14 protein-coding genes are annotated in these 15,366 nt (G+C 40.6%); 5 read left to right on the top strand and 9 right to left on the bottom strand.

Translation table 11 applies throughout. The annotated features are described in order from the left end of the window. Window positions 1-19: 19 nt before the first annotated feature. Together AC13FX_RS01785 and AC13FX_RS01790 are read right to left on the bottom strand one after the other, a co-directional pair. Window positions 20-1,075, bottom strand: a complete 1,056-nt coding sequence (locus tag AC13FX_RS01785) for a FecR family protein (protein WP_482878687.1) — start codon at window positions 1,073-1,075, stop codon at window positions 20-22. Between the two features lie 154 nt (window positions 1,076-1,229). After that, on the bottom strand, window positions 1,230-1,802 hold the full coding sequence (locus AC13FX_RS01790) for an RNA polymerase sigma factor (protein ID WP_482878689.1): 573 nt from the start codon (window positions 1,800-1,802) through the stop codon (window positions 1,230-1,232). A 362-nt stretch (window positions 1,803-2,164) separates the two neighbouring features. On the opposite strand from AC13FX_RS01790, the gene AC13FX_RS01795 reads away from it, so the two are divergent. Continuing rightward, window positions 2,165-4,399 (top strand): glycoside hydrolase family 3 N-terminal domain-containing protein, encoded by a 2,235-nt coding sequence (locus tag AC13FX_RS01795; RefSeq protein WP_482878691.1) that lies wholly within the window; start codon window positions 2,165-2,167, stop codon window positions 4,397-4,399. Between the two features lie 75 nt (window positions 4,400-4,474). Here the strand turns inward: AC13FX_RS01795 and AC13FX_RS01800 are convergent, their stop codons facing one another. Further along, window positions 4,475-5,203 (bottom strand): carbonic anhydrase family protein, encoded by a 729-nt coding sequence (locus AC13FX_RS01800; protein WP_482878693.1) that lies wholly within the window; start codon window positions 5,201-5,203, stop codon window positions 4,475-4,477. A 160-nt stretch (window positions 5,204-5,363) separates the two neighbouring features. Further along, window positions 5,364-5,663 carry a hypothetical protein gene (locus AC13FX_RS01805; RefSeq protein WP_482878695.1) on the bottom strand — a complete coding sequence of 100 codons (300 nt, stop codon included), beginning with the start codon at window positions 5,661-5,663 and terminating at the stop codon, window positions 5,364-5,366. Between the two features lie 153 nt (window positions 5,664-5,816). Here AC13FX_RS01805 and AC13FX_RS01810 point away from each other — a divergent pair, with 153 nt between their 5' ends. Further along, window positions 5,817-8,186 (top strand): TonB-dependent receptor, encoded by a 2,370-nt coding sequence (locus tag AC13FX_RS01810; protein WP_482878696.1) that lies wholly within the window; start codon window positions 5,817-5,819, stop codon window positions 8,184-8,186. A gap of 4 nt (window positions 8,187-8,190) precedes the next feature. Here the strand turns inward: AC13FX_RS01810 and AC13FX_RS01815 are convergent, their stop codons facing one another. The 4 genes from AC13FX_RS01815 to eno form a co-directional block, all read right to left on the bottom strand. Continuing rightward, window positions 8,191-9,201 (bottom strand): CdaR family protein, encoded by a 1,011-nt coding sequence (locus AC13FX_RS01815; RefSeq protein ID WP_482878698.1) that lies wholly within the window; start codon window positions 9,199-9,201, stop codon window positions 8,191-8,193. A gap of 34 nt (window positions 9,202-9,235) precedes the next feature. Further along, window positions 9,236-9,529 (bottom strand): DciA family protein, encoded by a 294-nt coding sequence (locus AC13FX_RS01820; RefSeq protein WP_482878700.1) that lies wholly within the window; start codon window positions 9,527-9,529, stop codon window positions 9,236-9,238. Further along, window positions 9,526-10,659, bottom strand: a complete 1,134-nt coding sequence (gene recF / locus AC13FX_RS01825) for a DNA replication/repair protein RecF (protein ID WP_482878701.1) — start codon at window positions 10,657-10,659, stop codon at window positions 9,526-9,528. Before recF ends, AC13FX_RS01820 begins: the two co-directional genes overlap by 4 nt. Window positions 10,660-10,963: 304 nt before the next feature. Continuing rightward, on the bottom strand, window positions 10,964-12,250 hold the full coding sequence (eno, locus tag AC13FX_RS01830; protein ID WP_482878703.1) for a phosphopyruvate hydratase: 1,287 nt from the start codon (window positions 12,248-12,250) through the stop codon (window positions 10,964-10,966). 137 nt (window positions 12,251-12,387) lie between these two features. On the opposite strand from eno, the gene AC13FX_RS01835 reads away from it, so the two are divergent. Beyond that, a complete protein-coding gene (locus AC13FX_RS01835; RefSeq protein ID WP_482878705.1) occupies window positions 12,388-13,074 on the top strand; it encodes an HAD family hydrolase in 687 nt (228 codons plus the stop codon). Here the strand turns inward: AC13FX_RS01835 and AC13FX_RS01840 are convergent, their stop codons facing one another. Then, window positions 13,075-13,914, bottom strand: a complete 840-nt coding sequence (locus AC13FX_RS01840) for a hypothetical protein (RefSeq protein WP_482878706.1) — start codon at window positions 13,912-13,914, stop codon at window positions 13,075-13,077. It lies immediately after the preceding gene. A 159-nt stretch (window positions 13,915-14,073) separates the two neighbouring features. Between AC13FX_RS01840 and AC13FX_RS01845 the strand changes: the two genes are divergently transcribed. Then, on the top strand, window positions 14,074-14,460 hold the full coding sequence (locus tag AC13FX_RS01845) for a hypothetical protein (protein WP_103664386.1): 387 nt from the start codon (window positions 14,074-14,076) through the stop codon (window positions 14,458-14,460). A gap of 3 nt (window positions 14,461-14,463) precedes the next feature. Next, window positions 14,464-15,324 (top strand): peptide chain release factor N(5)-glutamine methyltransferase, encoded by an 861-nt coding sequence (gene prmC, locus AC13FX_RS01850; protein ID WP_482878707.1) that lies wholly within the window; start codon window positions 14,464-14,466, stop codon window positions 15,322-15,324. Window positions 15,325-15,366 lie beyond the last annotated feature (42 nt).

Raw genomic sequence — 15,366 nt, forward strand, 5'->3', positions numbered from 1 at the left:
TGACTTTCTTTTCAGAGAATCACTTTGTTTTTTTTTTGATAAAGACCGTTTGTTCTTGCTTTGTGATATCTACGTCTAACACCTGTGCAAGACCTGTCAAAAGAAAATCTATGTTTAAGTTTTCCAACCTTCCGGTTAAACGCTGCCGCAGAAGATCATTATCCTCCACCTCAACACTGACATCATAGGTAAATTCTATTCTGTCAATGAGCTCATGAAGTGGGGTATTGTCGAGGACCAATGTGTCACTTGCCCATGATGTATATGCCAGAGCATTCACATTATTAACCTTGATCTCATCCATTAAACTTGAAAACTCTGCCAATTCACCGGGCTTCATAATGTAATTCAGTCCTTCCCGGTCATCGCTCTCAGGCACATCAACTCTAACCTGTCCCTCACTAAGAACAACACGGCTTCTTGATTTTGTTGTGTTTACTGAGAAAACAGTTCCCAACACTGACACATCACCATCCGGTGTATGTACTATAAATGCTCGTTTTGAGTCTGGATTATTTGTGATATTGAATAAAGCTTCACCTTCCAACCAAACTTCCATAGTATCGGAGTTAATGGATTTATCAGGGAGGCGCAGTTGTGAATTGGCATTGATCACAATTTTTGAACCGTCAGAATACTGAACCGATGTTTTTTGTCCCGTTTCCGTATTCAATGTTCGATAGGTTACCGAAGAGACCCGACCGTTATCTGTTCCGTCGTTCTGTAATATGGTATGTCGGGTAAAAAAACCAATCACCAATAAAATACTTGCCGCAACAGCAATTGCAGACCAAACGGCTGTTCTTGAACGTTTTCGAACCTCTTTGTAGGACCGATATCGATTTTGAGAGTCGACTCTCCACATCAAGCGTTCTAATTCTGCCTCAGTGTTTGGTATAGGAAGCGGCTGGGAACCTTCTTCTAAAAGTTTCTTTCCCTTTTTGAAAAGACCAGCTTGAACTTCATTTTGTTCAGACCAGGCACTCCATCTTGCAAACTCCTCTGATGACGCTTCTCCTTTAAGAAAGCGAACAAAAGATTCATCAAGTAGTAATTCTGAGAGCTTATCAGACATATAAAAATTTCTTAGTTAATTGGGTTACTCTCGGTTTGTGCCCTTATAGAGAAGCGCCGATTGGAAACCTACTCTATTTTTGTTAAGAAATTTTTAAGATAAGCAAATGTACTTTTAAAGTATTGTGCTGCAGTTAGTTACAACCCAGTAAAACTCATTCATCCAAAAAAGAACGAAGCATTTTCACAGATTCAGATAAAAAATTATAGATACTTTGTGCGCGGATCTCCAGGATCTTGGATATCTCATCAGTTGATAATCCCTCAAAATACTTCAAATAAATAATCTCACGCTGTCTGGGTGTTAGTTTTTCAATTGCCTTTTTAAGTTTCTTACTCTCTTTTTCCTGTAGATTCAGGATCTCATCCCATTTGGTGTAATTCAACAGAGGGTCAAACTCCTCATCAAAATACTTCTTATCAATTTCTTCTCTCCGTAATGCTGCTTTTTTCCTGTTCAGGAGTTCACGTCTAAGAGAAACGAACAAATAAGCTCTCACTGACCCCGGTTTGCTAAGGTTTTTGCGATATTTCCAAAGCTGGTAAAAGACTTCCTGAATAGCATCACGTACTTTTTCTGAGTTAGGTATGATCCTGTATCCGTACTTATATAACGATTCAAATGTAGAAGTAAACAAGACAGCCAAGGCATTTTTGTCCCCTGAACACAACTCCTGCCAAAGTTGCTCTAAACTATTTTCACCCTGCGATATATTAATTTTAGCCATTTAAATGAGGCAATGAAGGCTTATTCAATCTGAAATCTATAAAAGATGCTGATTCAGTGTGTTCTTTTGATGAATTACTTTTAAAACCAATCCCTAGATGTTACCAAAATATTAAGAGCTACCAAAAATATAGAATCTAATTTGTTTTGGGCTTTTTTCACATCTTGAAAGTCCGAATTTCTTAGCTTAGCTTCTCAGCGTTCCGGTGTTCTGAGATTATCAAAAAAATTAAAATATCAGAACTACATATATCTATGCAATCACACTTTCATCTACTGAACCTATCTTCAGACCATCTTAATAAGATCCTAAAAATAATTACTATAATAGCATTATCTGTTATCCTAAACCTTAATAAATCAGTGTCTGCTCAACCTTATATGGACCCTGCCCTTTCTATAGATGAACGTGTTGAAGATCTGATCGGACGCATGAGTCTGGAAGAAAAAATTGGGCAAATGACCCAACTTGATATCACCATGGTAAATAACAGGGGTGACCAAAGCGATGTCAGCCTTGATGCTGATAAAGCAAGAATCTTGCTGCAAAAGCATCATATTGGTTCGTTTCTTAATGGGGAAGCAGTACCTGCTCAACAATGGATCGATTACATTTCGAACTTACAACGAATTGCAGTTGAAGAAACAAGATTAGGTATTCCCATTATCTATGGAATTGACCATATGCATGGAGCAAGCTACCTGGCGGGGAGCACCATATTTCCTCACAACATCAATATTGGAGCAACTTTCAATACTGAAAATGCACTTCAGAATGGCCGGATCACAGCATTGGAAGCAGGGCCTTTAGGGCATGTATGGAACTTCGCACCGGTTCTTGACCTTGGCAAGAATCCCTATTGGCCACGTGTCTATGAGACTTATGGAGAAGATCCTTATCTCGCTTCCAGGTTAGGGGCAGCCTATGTTAATGGTTTACAGGCAAAGCATGATAAGTTCCCCTATAAGGTAGCCGCCACAGGAAAACATTTCCTTGGATATTCTGTACCCAGATCCGGGTGGGACCGTACACCTGTCGACCTCTCCATGCAAACCATTCATGAATTTCACCGCCCCTCTTTCCAGGCTGCTATTGATGCAGGTATGAAGACCATGATGCTGAATAGCGGTGAGGTAAATGGCATACCGGTTCATGCCTCTAAAGAGTTACTAACCGGTCTGCTTCGGGAAAAAATGGGCTTTGATGGCGTGATCGTTACAGATTGGGCTGATATTGGGAAATTATATGACTACCACCATACAGCCAGAAGCTACGAAGAGGCAACCTTTCAGGCGATCGATGCCGGTGTTGACATGAGTATGACACCCAGATCCCTCAAATTCAATGAGAGCCTGATGAACCTTGTAAAGAAAGGAAAGATCTCAGAAAACCGGCTGGATGATTCAGTTAGGCGTATTTTAAGACTAAAATTTGAAATGGGATTGTTTGAACACCCTTATCCTTCAGGTAAAGGGATTGAAAATATTGGAAGCCCCTCGCATAAATCAATCGCACTTCAGGCTGCCCGAGAGTCATTGGTTCTTTTACGAAATCAAAAACAGACACTACCACTATCGAAAGAGATCCAAAATCTGCTTGTGGTAGGTCCTTCTGCTAACAGTAAAAGAAATCTTTCAGGTGGTTGGACCCTTGCATGGCAAGGTGGAGCAGAAGACCAATACCCCGAAGACGTGAAAACCATTACAGAAGCTCTTCAGATGCAATTCCCATCTGCAAAAGTAACCGAATTGAATTCTATTGGGGAACCTGACACAAAACGACGATCTGAGTTTGAATCTGCTGCAAGTGAGGCTGATGCCATCATTATAGCAGCCGGAGAAGAACCCTATACCGAATTTGTTGGGAACATAACTGACTTGAGTTTAGCTGACGATCAACTTGAACTGATCAATGCGGTTAACAAAACCGGTAAACCATCTGTACTTGTTTTGATCGAAGGCAGGCCACGGGTAATTTCCGATATAGTAGATGATACCGATGCAATTATTTGGGCAGGCCTTCCAGGTTTTGAGGGAGCTGAAGCTATTGCTGATATGATCAGCGGTAGAATTAACCCAAGTGGCAAGCTCCCTTTCTCTTACCCTCAGTATGTAGGTTATTTTGTACCCTATAATCACAAACCGAGTGCATCGTATCACTTTGATTCTGAAGTTGCCAACAACATAGAACAGGATGATGAAACCATAGCAGAATGGGAATTTGGGCATGGTTTAAGCTACACCAGTTTCAGTTATGATGATTTCAACATCGATAAAACTTCGATCGATGAAAATGGCTTAATTGAAGCTGAAGTTACCATAACCAACACCGGAAACCGTATTGGAACGGAGGTAGTTCTATGGTTCATATCAGATGAGGTTGGAAAGATATCCCGACCTGTTAAAGAATTAGTTCAGTTTGAAAGGGTTAAATTGAAACCCGGTGAATCTAAAAGAGTGAGCCTGAATATCGAACCTAAAAAAGATCTGAGCTATCCTGATTTTGAAGGGAACCCTGTACTTGAAGAGGGGTATTTTAAGGTCCGTGTAGGTGAAGATTTCAAACGATTCTACCTTGAATTGACAGAACCAAAGTGATCTGAATTAGCTGGTATCATTTTAAAAAAAAAGAGGGAGCCTCAAACTCCCTCTTTCTTATCTTAGCCTTCTTAATCAATCCAGAAATGTAACTTTTCCACTATCCAGGTCATAAAAAGCGCCGGCGATCACAACATCACCATTGCGCTCCAATTCAGCGATGATCGGACTATTTTTACGCATTTCAGATATGGTATTTCTTACATTATTGTTAACCACTTCTGTTACGTAGTCATTATTTGATGTAGACTGCTCACCATCATAATTATTGGTCATTTCAATAGCCGGTTCGATCTTATCCAGCATGGCTGTAATATTACCCATTTCAACACCATCAATAGCAGCTTTTACTGCACCGCATGCCTCATGGCCCATTACTATAACCACCTTTGATCCTGCTACCGCAGTAGCAAACTCAGCACTGCCAAGAATATCCTCATTTGAGAAATTCCCGGCTACGCGCGCTACAAATATATCGCCCACGCCTTTATCGAATACATTTTCGACCGGAACACGGCTGTCAACGCACGACAGAATTATTGCTTCAGGAAATTGACCACTTGCAGTTGCTTTAACCTGAGACTGGAAGTCTTTTGGTGTCAGGTTATTATTGACATATCGCTCATTTCCATCTTTTAAACCCTGAATTATTTGCTCAGGTGTTAATTCATTCTGACCCTCTGCTGTTATCACATCAGAGGATAATTGCATACTATAGTTTTCGGTTTCATCTTCTTTTTGGGTACATGCTGTAATTATGAATGAACCCAATACCAATACAACTAACAGATTTAAACTTTTCATTTTATACATGATCTAAGGTTTAGTAATTAAATTTGAATAGCTATTACAAAGTTTTATGCCCATTCCTTTGCTTTGGGTGAGTTATCCATATAATTCTGAAGACACCATTTCTACAAAGGTGTTACTCACGGAAATAATTAGCTATTAGATACGGGTGGGCTTAGACCATGTCTGGGGGTGGGGTGGCAACATGAGGAGTAAACCGGTCCTCATAGATCATGTAAGATCCTTTATTATTTTGATCAGGTGACACATAAAATTCTTTAAAGTCATCATGCTCGATCTCATCTTCACTTCCCTGCTCCTCAATAACATCCGGAAGGGGAACCTGAGTTGTTGAGGCAACGGTTTCAACCGGTGAAGGTGGTAACAGCCAGTCATACTCATGCAATAGCGTAAACGATCCGAAAAGAATGGTTGCGCTTAAAACAAAAAAGGTATGCAAGTTCCTGGCTTTCATAAATCAAATATATTGAGTTGCCTTAAACTTTGCCTGACAATTCTCCGTTCCTTTTATTAAATAAATAAATTTTTACAGGTAACTGATTATGCAGGAACGACTTTCACTGCCCAATGCGTTTGGTCTTCCAACATTAATTCTTAACTAACCCTGATGATCCTACGTTCTTCGATCCTTCTGTTTATAGTTAACTGCATTTCGTTAGGCTTAGCTGCCCAGTCTACCGGTACCCTATCCGGTACTGTTACAGATGCCAAAACCGGAGAACCTTTGATCGGTGCCACTGTTTTGCTGGAGGGTACCGAACTCGGGGATGCAACAGATGCTAATGGGCGTTATACCATCACCAACATCCCTGCCAAGACCTACAATGTAAAAGCCTCTTTTGTTGGCTTTATCTCTCAAACAAGATTCAATATCGTCATCAGATCCGAAGGAAATATTGATATCAATTTTCAGTTACAGGAAGATGTCAAAGAACTGGATGAAGTGACGGTTACTCCTAATCCTTTTTTAAAGGAAGAAGTTACCCCGCTTTCCATACAAAAATTCAATCAGGAAGAGATCACCGCCTACCCCGGGGGAAATAATGATATCGCTAAGGTTGTGCAATCACTTCCCGGAGTCTCAGGATCCGTGGGTGGGTTCCGTAACGATGTGATCATACGCGGTGGTGCTCCCAATGAAAATGTCTATTTCCTGGATGGAATCCCCATCCCTAATATCAATCACTTTTCGACTCAGGGCAGTGCTGGCGGTCCGGTAGGCTTATTGAATGTTTCATTTTTTGAAGGAGTCTCATTAACCGCCAGTTCGTTTAGTGCTGAGTACGAAAATGTACTTTCAGGAATTCTTCAATTCGATCAGCGTAACGGCGATAGCAGAGAGTTTAACGGAAATCTGAGAGTTGGATCCAGTGAAGCAGCCCTAACGGTGGAAGGCCCAATTTTCAAAGGTGATGAGGCGAATTCAAATACAACCTATATTGCTTCCATTCGTCGATCTTACCTGCAATTATTGTTTCAAGCCATTGGCCTCCCGTTCCTGCCGGATTACTGGGATTATCAATATAAAGTGAATCACCGGATCAATAACAACAATCAGATCTATTTGACGGGTGTTGGTTCGTTAGATGATCTGTCAATAAATGATCTGGACGATTTTGATCCCGAACAGGAAGCCATTCAGAATCAGATCCCGGTTATAAGGCAAAATAGCAACACCATCGGGGTGGGTTGGAGAAGGCAGTTTTCAGACAACAGCGGGTTTATGGAGACTGTGTTAAGCAATAATACTTTGGGTAATGAATTTTTCAGGTACGAGGATAATGTCAACAAAACCGGACTGTATTTAAAAAATGATTCAAGAGAAACAGAAACTCATCTTAGATACCAGGCTACGACATTCCTCAACAATTGGACGCTTTCCGGCGGATTAAACCTGATAAATGTCAATTACTCTAATTCAACAGAAGACCTGATCAATAGCCGGTCATTTTTCACCGATCTCAATTTCTTTAGATACGGAATATTTGCTCAGTCGTCCGCAAACTTTAACAATAATCGTGTCGGTATTTCTTTAGGTGTCAGGGCGGATGGCAACAGTTTCACAAACAGTGGGAATCAATTATATCGTACCCTCAGCCCCAGAGCTTCATTTTCCTATAAGATCACAGAAAATGAAAAATGGACTTTGAATGCTTCTGTTGGGCGATACTTTAAGATACTTCCCTACACTACCCTTGGTTTTCAGGATAACAATGGTGCTTTTCCGAATAGATCATCAGATTACATACAAAGCGATCATGCTGTAACAGGTATAGAATACCTTCTAAACGACCGTGCAAGAATTTCGGCAGAAGCTTTCTTCAAATACTATAATGATTACCCGGTCTCAACTACCGACAGTGTTTCACTTGCCAATAAAGGAGGTGATTTCGAAGTCTTTGGCAGTGAACCGGTCATCAGCACAGGTAAAGGAAGAACCTATGGCGTTGAGTTACTCTATCAACAAAAATTTACCGGAAAGTTATATGGAGTGGCTGCCTTTACTTTCTACAAGAGTGAGTTCACAAATCTCTTCAGTAACGACTATAAACCTGCCGTTTGGGATAATGGAACTCTGATTTCATTACTGGGTGGATATAAATTTGGCAATAATTGGGAAATTAGTAGCCGATACAGATATTTAGGGAAAGCTCCTTATGCACCTGTAGATCAACAGCTGACCCTGCAGAATTACCCGGCTGTTTTTAGAGATTATAAACAACTTGGCAGTAATCGGCTTGATCCACTGAGCCAGCTTGATGTTCGTATTGATAAGAAATTTAACTTTCAGAACCTGAGCCTTGATGTCTACCTCGAGGTACAGAATGTGCTTGTACAAGCAAGCCCTTCCGAGCCACGTTATGGGTTGGACAGAGATGAAAACGGAAATATCATTACCCCACGAAGCCTGGTATTGGTCAATACAACCAATGATGCAGAAGTGCTGCCGTCCATTGGTTTGGTCCTGAATTTCTAAAGAGTCAGTTTATCACGGTAAAATATGCTACTGCCTTTGGTTTGAAATTACGAAGCCGCAATTCATATTCTGTTTCTATAAGTTCAATATCTGGAGTCACATATCCGGTCGAATCTTCCAGTATTTTTGAATAAGATACATAGGCCTCATAAGGTTGAAGATTCTCAACATCCGCATACTGTTCGATCGGTACATCGAAGGTTATCGTAAGAGATGCAGGATTATATGTTACATTCTGCCCTCTTGGCAAACCTCGTGTTTTGATGTATACGGCTGTTTCCCCCTCAGTGAATTCTGAAACATCAGCAACATAATTGATCTCCGTATCAGACAACTCTATTACACCTGTATCTTCCCGTAATGTGATAACTCTTGAAATATCATTTCGGACATCCTTTAGTCTGAGTGTATCTCTTACAACCCACTCACTCATATCTTCTATACGTGAGGCTGCACCGGTAACCGTAATACTATCCGGACTGATAACAGGTTCACCTATCTTTCCATATCTGTTTTGAAAATCAATATCCGTATTCAAAACCACAGGAATCTTTTTTGAGATCTTACTTTCCATTTCGATCTGGATCATCAGCGGCTGAACCTTAGATATGTCTATATCCTGAAGATAACTCAATCGCTGGCGGACCTGATCAAACAGGTTTACTTCTTCATTTTCTATGTTTATCACCACCGTTGGCGGGTCATTATATAGTGACAATAGCTGCCACCCATCTCCTGAAACACCTGCCTGAACAAACTCCGGCAGTTCCTCAAGCAGTGCCATATCCTCCGGAACGTTACCGGGTTCTATCGGCAGATTCACGTTGATGCTGTAACTACTGCTTAAATTTACAATAAACCATAATGCTACAGCTGTTATGTACGCCCCGACAAATACAATGACCTTTTCACGACGCAAAAAAGTCACCTCATCTTCATCAGAACCGGGTTTGGTTCCGAAATTGAAAAGATCTTTTATTTGATTTATAAGTGGGTGGTTAAAAAAATCTGGCATTCAGGAATATAGATGCAGGTTTAAGTTTAATCAACTAACTGCGAACAATGATGTCGGATATGATATCTCCTTTTACCTTAGCATTCAATTTTTTGGCAATGCTAAAGCGGTTCGAATGAATCTCATGTCTCCAGGCCGGGTGTTTGACCTTCATGGCCAGTTTATTCCCTTCAAAATGCAGGTCTTCCACTTCCGATGCCAATCGTGGCCCAACAACTTCCCCGAAGGCAGACAATATCATCCCCTGCTTCAGTTTTCTCTTCTGAGGAAACTTTTCCAGAAAATCTTCCAGTACAGAACTCAATGATTTGGGCGTATCAAATCTCATGCTTCCACCTCTTCAACATTTCCATCATCCACTTTATAAAACCGATTGTTTTCACCATCAAAGATAACATAATCCTTAAATGGAACCGGGTTTGCTGAAGTTATGAATATTTGACCTTTATGTTGTTGAAGTGCCGTCAATAATATTTCTGTTTTATTGAGGTCCAGATCACCGAAAACATCATCAAGCATAAGAATAGGCAGATCATCCAATTCATCTGAATAAAAATGTAGTTGAGCTAACTTCAATGAAAGTGCAAAAAGCCGGTGTTGTCCCTGAGATCCATACCTTCTCAGTTCAAATTCATCCAGATAAAAAACGACCTCATCCCTGTGTGGCCCCACAGTGGTGATCTCACGTTCTATCTCTTTTTCCTGAACTTTATCAAGTTCCATGTAGTAAGCTTCTTCTATTACCTTTGGGTCGGTATCGGGTGTACAAAATGTCTGGTATTCCAGGTTTGTTGTAAGGTCCATGCCTGAGATCATCGCGTAATCCTTTGCCAGATAATCCTTCAGTTTTTCAAGCACCTCATATCGTTTAGCAACAATTCTGGACCCTGATTCAACAAGCTGAACATTCCAGGGCTCCAGGTAAGATTCTAATACAGATTTAGGCCCCCTGTATTCCTGTAGCAGTGTATTACGCTGCTTTCTTATTCTGCGATATTCAATAAGATCTCTTAAATATGCCGGAGAGATTTGGCTAATAAAAGAATCAATATAACTCCTCCTTTCAGCAGGGCCTTCCAAAGTTAGTTTTTTATCATCCGGAGTAAGTGTAACCACCGGTACCATGCCGATCAGATCGGATAGCTTCTCCAAAGGGGAATCATTCACAAATATCTTTTTCCCATCTCCCCTGGAATACGAGCAGGATACATCAAACTCAGAACGGATCTGCCCCTCAAAATGACCTTTGATCATAAAATAACTTTCATCTTTATTGACCACATACATATCTGTATTGGATACAAAACTTCGCGACATACACAGATAATGAATAGCATCGATCAGACTGGTTTTCCCCGAACCGTTTGGACCGGTTATCACATTGAGATGAGGAGCCCAATCGATCTTGGTCTCAACATGATTTCTGAAATTTAAAAGCTCTGTGTGGGTATTTCGCATACACTATATGGTACGCATTCTATCTGTTTTTAACAGGTCGTAAAATAAAAAAAGAGCCGACCATCTATCCAAATGTCGGCTCCTTAGAAAGCTACTATGTTTTATGTAAGAGCAACTATAACTCAATTCCTTACAGATTATTATGAATTCTAATAAAACTTTTTATTCTCTTAACATTAGCAGTGCTGTTAATCGAAATTCCGCATGCTCCCCGTTTGCTTACTTTGTTGAATTCAGTTGGACATCAAATTAAAAAGGCCACTGCGATCGCAGTGGCCTTCAGGTCGTTTTGAATTATTCGGGATCACAGACCAAAAGTATCTCTACCAAGGAAGAGTGCCATATCTCCGAGTTGCTCTTCAATTCTGAGTAACTGATTGTACTTGGCAATACGATCTGTCCTGCTCATGGAACCTGTTTTGATCTGTCCGGCATTTGTTGCAACAGCAAGATCAGCAATGGTCACGTCTTCAGTTTCACCTGAACGGTGAGAGATCACCGCTGTATAACCATTCTTATGTGCCATTTCAATAGCATCCAGGGTTTCAGTGATCGTACCGATCTGATTTACTTTAATAAGAATGGAGTTAGCGATACCTCTTTCGATACCGGTTGCGAGCCGCTCTGTGTTGGTAACAAAGAGATCATCACCTACCAGCTGTACTTTATCGCCAACAGCATCGGTCAGTTTTTCCCAGGCGTCCCAGTCATTTTCAGCCAGGCCGTCTTCAATGGAAATGATAGGATATTTCTCCACCCAGTCGCTCCAGTATTCCACCATTGCATCCGTGTCTTTCTTCGAGCCATCACTCCATTTGAATTCATACAATCCGGTTTCAGTGTTATAAAATTCAGAAGCAGCCGGATCAAGAGCGATCAGTACATCTTCTTCAGGGGTATAACCTGCTTTTTCAACAGCTGTAAGGATCACTTCGATCGCTTCTTCATTTGACTTCAGGTTTGGAGCGAAACCACCTTCATCACCTACTGCTGTACTATAACCTTTGTCACTCAATACTTTTTTGAGGTTGTGAAAGATCTCTGCCCCCATTTGAAGTGCCTGACTGAAATTCTCAGCACCGGCGGGCATGATCATAAATTCCTGCATGTCCACACTGTTATCCGCGTGCGAGCCACCGTTAATGATATTCATCATGGGAAGAGGCATAACCTTGGCATTCACTCCGCCAATATATCTCCAAAGTGGCATATCCAATTCCTTTGCTGCAGCTTTGGCAATAGCCATAGACACACCCAATATTGCATTCGCACCTAGCTTGGCTTTATTTGGTGTACCATCCAGATCAAGCAATAGGTCATCCAGATAAACCTGATTGAAGGTCGATAAACCAAGTAATTCCTCTGCGATAACGGTATTAACGTTTTCAACTGCTTTCAAAACGCTCTTGCCCATAAAGTAATCTTTGTCACCGTCCCGTAGCTCCACTGCTTCGTGCTCTCCGGTAGATGCCCCTGAAGGCACAGCTGCACGGCCCACGGTTCCCGTTTCAAGGGTCACATCAACTTCAACGGTTGGATTACCCCGCGAGTCTATCACCTGTCTTGCATGAATGTCTTCTATAAAACTCATTATTAATTCTCCGATTTGTTAAGTGAGATTCTTACTTCTTAAAGGTACTGTTATTTAACATGTACTTAAAGCCATTTCAGCTCAATAATCGTAACTTAAAGTGAAGATGATATAAACAACTTATAAACTATTCATACATGAGACATCCCTGGATTATTTTATTCGATATTGATGGCACCCTGCTAACCGTTGACCGCGGGTTTAACCGGGCTATGCTGAGAGAACTCCTCGATGAACATCGTATCGACTATCCGGATTTGGAAAATGATGCATTTTCAGGACGAACCGATCATGATATATTCACCTCATTTTTGGTCAACCATGACTATGATGAATCATTGTATCAGACTTTCAAGGCAGCCTACCTGAAAGCACTTGAAAATAGATTAAGTGAAGAACTTGTAAAAAGGCATGATCATGTAGATGATGCCATATCTTATTTCAAAAACGATAATTTTGTAAGTGGGCTACTGACCGGCAATTATCCCAAAGCCGCACAATTGAAGTTAGATGCGGGTAAGATCGATTATGATTTTACCATTGGAGCTTTTGGCGAGAAAGATAAAGACCGCAACAGACTCCCTATGATCGCAATTGAGCAAGTCAGAACACAAATGGGAATTGAGCCTGATCCCTCCCGATTTATCATCATTGGGGATACACCACGAGACATAGAATGTGCAAAATATGCCGGAATGAAATGCGTATCCGTAACAACAGGCAAATATGGGCGAGATGAGCTTGTGCGTCACAACCCTGAAATGATCATCGATGATCTTTCACAGCCAGAAGTTTGGTTCAGAGAACTGACATCAAATAGATAGTTACCACATCCAGCCAAAAATGAAACTGATCTGAGCAGACCCAAAATATTTTCTTGGATCATTAGCTTGCTCTAAAGGAGCAAAATCACCATTGGGACCTACTGCAACTACCGGTGCAAACTCACAGGCATTCACAGGGGCCTGGTTGATTCGTGTGAGGTCAGCTTTGCAAGGCTGTAAAACCTGAATGCCATCGGGGAAATAATTCATAGTGTAGCCGAATTGAACAGTTGATAGATTAGAGAAATTATCCCCAAAATCTATACCGACCGTAAATTCTCCTCCCATGCCCCAATGGGTCTCAGAATCATTCCAACCGGAAAAAATATCATTCGTTCGCTCAGTAAATCCATAAATACGGGCATCGTTCTCTCTGAATCCGTTTTCACTTACATCATTGAAATAGCTGTAGGAAAATGCAAAAGTCGGGCCTGCGCTTATAGAACTAAACAATCTAAAATTATCGGCTATCTTCTCAGGGAAAAAACGTTGCTTCACACCAATGTATAACGGCACTGATATGACCCGCTGATATTTTTCAGGGGTGGTTCTATAGCCTAAAAAATCAGTAAATGTTTGTTCCGTTGGATCTTTAAGGCCAGCGATCTTAAGTGAGACCAAGGCTTCTGTATAAGGCTTAAGGCCAAAACGAAACTGACCACCGGCACCAAAACCAAAATCAGTTAAAGCAAGATTGAAACCAAACCCGGTTCTGTACCCTTCGTCATACAAATTTTTTGGATCTTCAATTTTACGAACTTCAGGTTCACCAAACTGTGCAAAGGCATTATTTGTTAGAAAAGCAGCAGCAAATACTAAGATTATGATAATTTTTTTCATCGAAAAAAGTTGGGTTTAAGATAGTTTAGAGCCCGTTAAGTGATGCAATAACGAAATTTTCTTCATTTTCTTATTGCGTTAATACAATATCATGTTATTTTCACCACAAATTTTTAGTAATAAACACATTCATAAAATAATTAATTCAAGCTACAAAGCATGAATTCACATACAACATATTTCGTATTTGGACCAACTGCAACGCTACGCAGAATGTCATCCAAATTGTTTAAGGAACATCCACCAAAATTTCTATATGAGTATTCTCCTGAGGGAACCTCTGAGACCATTTATGTAGCGGTTTATGAAGAATACGAAAAGCAGATAAATTCAAGCGTTACGCTTACCTGTATCTTAGAAAGCAAGGGTAAACACAATAAGATCGTACTTAAGAAGACCGGAGGACGCATGGGTTTTAGAGGGAGTTCACTTTCAGAAGAACAAACTGTTGAAACCAATGTCATCGATTTTATTCTTGACTTCTCAAAACGCCATGGGTTAACCCTTCAAGAAGAACAGCCCCCGGCTGAGACAGAAGAAGAATAATTTATGGCTAATATACCCTCCGTTTGGACGGTTCTTAGCATGCTTGAATGGGCCACTGAGTTCTTCGAAAAGAAGGACATCAAATCGCCACGGTTTAGTATCGAATGGTTACTGGCTGAGGTATTGGGTGTTAAACGGCTAGACTTGTATTTAATGTACGACCGGCCACTGTCTTCGGAAGAATTAGATATATTACGGCCACTTGTCAAAAGAAGATCACTGCATGAACCCTTACAATATATCACCGGTGAAACTGATTTTCTGAATGTGAAAATCAAAGTTGAACCCGGAGTTCTTATTCCCAGGCAGGAAACCGAACAGCTCGTAGATCTTATACTTAGAGAAAACAAAGATAGAGACAACCTGAATGTTTTGGATATAGGCACCGGATCAGGTTGTATTCCGGTTTCCATAAAAAAAGAAAAACCTGACTGGAATATTTTTGGAACCGATATTTCTGAAAAAGCTTTAGAGATCGCCAGGTCTAATGCGATCTATAATGATGTGGAAGTCAACTATTTCAGGGACGATCTATTTGATCCAAGTCAAATTCAAGCCGGTTATTTTGATCTCATTATATCTAACCCTCCCTACATTGAACCGGAAGAAAAAAACACACTCGATAAAGAGGTTGTTGAGTTCGAACCTGAGCTCGCTCTGTTCTGTGAGTCAACTGAAAAGATGTATCGTGCACTTGAAACTATTTGCCTCTCATCTTTGAGGGAAAATGGTACGATTTATTTTGAACTGCACCATCAGTTAGGTGCTGAGGTATCAAAGCTTTTCGATCCTTCAGTATGGACCTCCTCGCTACTGAAAGATCTGGATGAAAAAAAGAGATTTTTTAGAGCAAAAAAGGCTTGATTTTTTCAGCAAAAATTTATCGAACACCTTTATTGAATAAAT

It is taken from the genome of Gracilimonas sp. B-17 (assembly GCF_056857935.1).